Genomic DNA, 2,991 nt, shown 5'->3' with positions numbered 1-2,991 from the left:
GATGAAGGTGGTCGGGATCGAAGTGATGCCGCCATACGCCTGGGCCGTTTCCTGATCGCCCATGACGACGGGGTACTTGACGCCCGCCTTCGTGACAAAAGACTTCACGCTGGTCGCCCCACCTTCATCAAGTGAGACGCCGATGACCACCAAACCTTGTTCCGCATACTTCTCATGCAGCGCGACGAGGTCGGGAATTTCCCTCCGACACGGCGGACACCAGGTTGCCCAAAAATTGAGCACGACAACTTTGCCTCTGAAGTCGGAGAGCTTGACCGTCTTGCCGTCGAGCCCCGGCAAAGCCCACTCGGGTGCCGATGATTCGCCACCCGCTGTGCTGCTCATGGGGATGATGTCCCGTGACTGGGAGAGGCCGCAACGACCCGAGGTACTATTGCAGAAAGCCCAGCCCGCGAATGCGGTGCCGACGGCGAGGATGAGGATGGTGACTTTGTCGAGTTTCATAGGAATGAACTGGATCAGATTTATTGAGGGCGGGTGGAATCTTTCGCGGTGGAATCCGTGGCCGGCGGGCTCACCGGCGAGAGTGCCGGACGACCGCCCAATTTTTCCGAGGCTGCGTTTCGGGCGTTCGAACTGAACGCGAAGAGCAGCCCAAGCACGCCGCCGTAGATTGCTCCCCGCCACCACGTCGAGGTGAGCGGGCAGGTACCGGAGGTGCATTGACCGAAGTAGCCGAGGGTGGCCCCGAGCGCGGCACCGATGAACACGGCGAGGAGAACAGGCCAGTAGGCTTGGAGTAAAGAGGATTTCATGGGGATGGAGGGGTGTGTTTGAATAACCGCCCGCCCGGCGAAAAGATCGCTCACGGAGGGACGATGATTCCGCCATTGCAGAGCGGCAGGGTTGGGGTTACGTTATATACGACTACATAACTCTATAGTTATGCAATTATATTTAATTTCACCTCATGGCCCGCCCGAAAATATCCCCCGCTTCGCTCTCGCCCGAGGCGCTCGAACTCATCGCCGCCCGGTTCAAGCTGCTCGCGGAGCCGATGCGTCTGCGTCTTCTGCAGGCGCTTTATAATGGCGAGCGAAACGTCACGCAGCTTGTTGAAGCCAGCGGCGCCACGCAGGCCAATGTCTCCAAACACCTCAGCCTGCTTTGCGACGCGGGCGTCCTCCGCCGCCGCAAGGACGGACTGCACGTCTTCTACGCCATCGCCGACAGCATGGTCTTCGACCTCTGCACCCTCGTCTGCTCGCGACTCCAAACCGACCTCGAACGCAAGGTCACGCACTTTCAGACAAAGCCGGCAGTCCGGGAGCTGAAGCTTCGATGCCGCTGAACGAATAGGGCCGGCCGAGTTCGCCAGCATAGATCCACTTACCACCACAGCCACGCAATTCCCTCCATCTGATAATCCCCATGCGCCCCATCCTCCCACTCCTCCTTCTATTTGTCGCCCACGCCTTTGCCCAGGAACAAAGCGTCAAGCCCGGCATCAACGACAAGTTTCTCGATCCCAAGCTCAAGGTCGGTGAATGGACGCAGAAGTTTGAGACGGAGAGCCGCGAGATCTACTATCAGCGGGAGAAGATCGTCACCGCCGTCGGCTTGAAGCCCGGCATGGCCATGGCGGACATCGGCGCGGGCACCGGACTGTTCACGCTGCCGTTTTCACAAGCCGTCGGCGCCAAGGGCAAGGTCTATGCGGTTGATATTGCGAAGAACTTCCTCGAACACATCCAGGCCCGCGCCACCAAGGCGCATGCGGCGAATGTGCAGACGATCCAGTGCACGGGGCGCAGCGTCGAACTCCCGGAGGCCAGCATTGATCTCGCGTTTATCTGCGATGTGTATCACCACTTTGAATTCCCGCAGGCGAGCCTCGCCACGCTGCACAAGGCTCTAAAGCCCGGCGGTGTTCTGGTGCTGATCGACTTCAAACGCATTCCCGGTGAAAGCAGCGACTTCGTCATGGGCCACGTCCGCGCGGGACAGGAAGTCTTCGAGGCCGAAGTCACCGCTGCGGGTTTCGAGAAAATCGGTGAGGTGACGGATGTGCTGAAGGAGAACTACTTCGTGAAGTTTCGACGGAAGTAAGGCATCGGTCTTACCATGACAAAAATCAAAAGGGTATAGACCACACCAAGCTCACGTTCCGCCACGGTGGCAGTGACCAACAGCTCACAAACGTGCATGAGCGGGTCATTCGGGAGCTAATCGCCTGAGTTTATGGCGTGTGCATTTCAGTCATCAAGACGTGGGCTCAGGCCTGCGAATCTCAACTTAAACCATGTTTCATTCTCACAGTGATTTATTCTCGCTTTCAGACGTGGTCGCAGTGCCTTGGAATTCTCATGGTTGCAGGCGGATCGCTCTTCACCGCCGAACCCCGCGATACCCAGCCAGACACCTGGGCGGCCACGGATGCGCTCGGGCGTGTGCTGCCGATGCCGGAGGAAGTTGGGGCGCAGAAGGCGAATCGCACGGTGGGCATCTTTTACTTCAACTGGCATGCGGCGTTTGGGAACCCGGCAGTGCATGACATCGCGAAAATCGTGGCAGCGAATCCGACCGCGCCAGCATGGGGACCGGTGAATGCTCCGCATTACTGGAATGAGCCGCGCTTTGGTTACTACCGCCCCGATGATCCGTGGGTGATCCGCAAGCAAATGCAGATGCTCAGCGATGCAGGCGTGGACGTGCTGATACTGGATGCCACGAACGCCCTCACCTATGACGCCGAGCGCGAGATGCTCTGCACGGTGCTGGAACAAATGCAGGCCGAGGGCCAGCGCGTGCCGAAGATTGCGATGTTTCCGTATGCGAACCACATCCCGGTCGTGCAGCACCTCTGGGACACCTTTTATAAGCCGGGCAAGCATAGTGAGACGTGGTTTCAGTGGAAAGGCAAGCCTTTGATGCTCACGCCGACGGATGGACTGAGCGAGGAGATGAAGGCCTTTTTCACGCTACGCACATCATGGGCATGGACGCGTGGGCACACATGGTTCGGCGATG

Annotated in this window: 4 protein-coding genes and 1 pseudogene; 3 read left to right on the top strand and 2 right to left on the bottom strand. The window is 58.8% G+C overall.

Annotation, left to right across the window (positions count from 1 at the left end; all coding sequences use genetic code 11):
- Window positions 1–465, bottom strand: a 465-nt coding sequence (locus PSV43_RS15505) for a TlpA disulfide reductase family protein (protein WP_300199140.1), incomplete at its 3' end; no start/stop codon positions are given.
- Window positions 466–485: 20 nt separating this feature from the next.
- Window positions 486–776: a DUF6132 family protein gene (locus PSV43_RS15500; protein ID WP_300199137.1), complete on the bottom strand. Its 291-nt coding sequence runs from the start codon at window positions 774–776 to the stop codon at window positions 486–488.
- Window positions 777–931: 155 nt separating this feature from the next.
- Here PSV43_RS15500 and PSV43_RS15495 point away from each other — a divergent pair, with 155 nt between their 5' ends.
- The 3 genes and pseudogenes from PSV43_RS15495 to PSV43_RS15485 all read left to right on the top strand — a co-directional run.
- Window positions 932–1,312 carry a metalloregulator ArsR/SmtB family transcription factor gene (locus PSV43_RS15495; protein WP_300199134.1) on the top strand — a complete coding sequence of 127 codons (381 nt, stop codon included), beginning with the start codon at window positions 932–934 and terminating at the stop codon, window positions 1,310–1,312.
- 80 nt (window positions 1,313–1,392) lie between these two features.
- Window positions 1,393–2,070, top strand: coding sequence for a methyltransferase domain-containing protein (locus PSV43_RS15490; RefSeq protein ID WP_300199132.1), 678 nt, complete (start codon window positions 1,393–1,395; stop codon window positions 2,068–2,070).
- Window positions 2,071–2,327: 257 nt separating this feature from the next.
- A pseudogene (locus PSV43_RS15485) lies at window positions 2,328–2,991 on the top strand (hypothetical protein); the annotation flags it as partial.

Origin of the sequence: Prosthecobacter sp. (assembly GCF_029946185.1) — a bacterium.
Lineage (GTDB): Bacteria > Verrucomicrobiota > Verrucomicrobiia > Verrucomicrobiales > Verrucomicrobiaceae > Prosthecobacter.
The sequence above is the reverse complement of the archived record's forward strand: the minus strand, read 5'-3'. Positions and strand labels throughout refer to the sequence as shown.

Bases quoted from the DNA above. Each gene is read 5' to 3' on its own strand.
- PSV43_RS15495 (WP_300199134.1), top strand. From the start codon at position 932: ATGGCCCGCCCGAAAATATCCCCCGCTTCGCTCTCGCCCGAGGCGCTC.
- PSV43_RS15490 (WP_300199132.1), top strand. From the start codon at position 1,393: ATGCGCCCCATCCTCCCACTCCTCCTTCTATTTGTCGCCCACGCCTTT.
- PSV43_RS15500 (WP_300199137.1), bottom strand. From the start codon at position 776: ATGAAATCCTCTTTACTCCAAGCCTACTGGCCTGTTCTCCTCGCCGTG.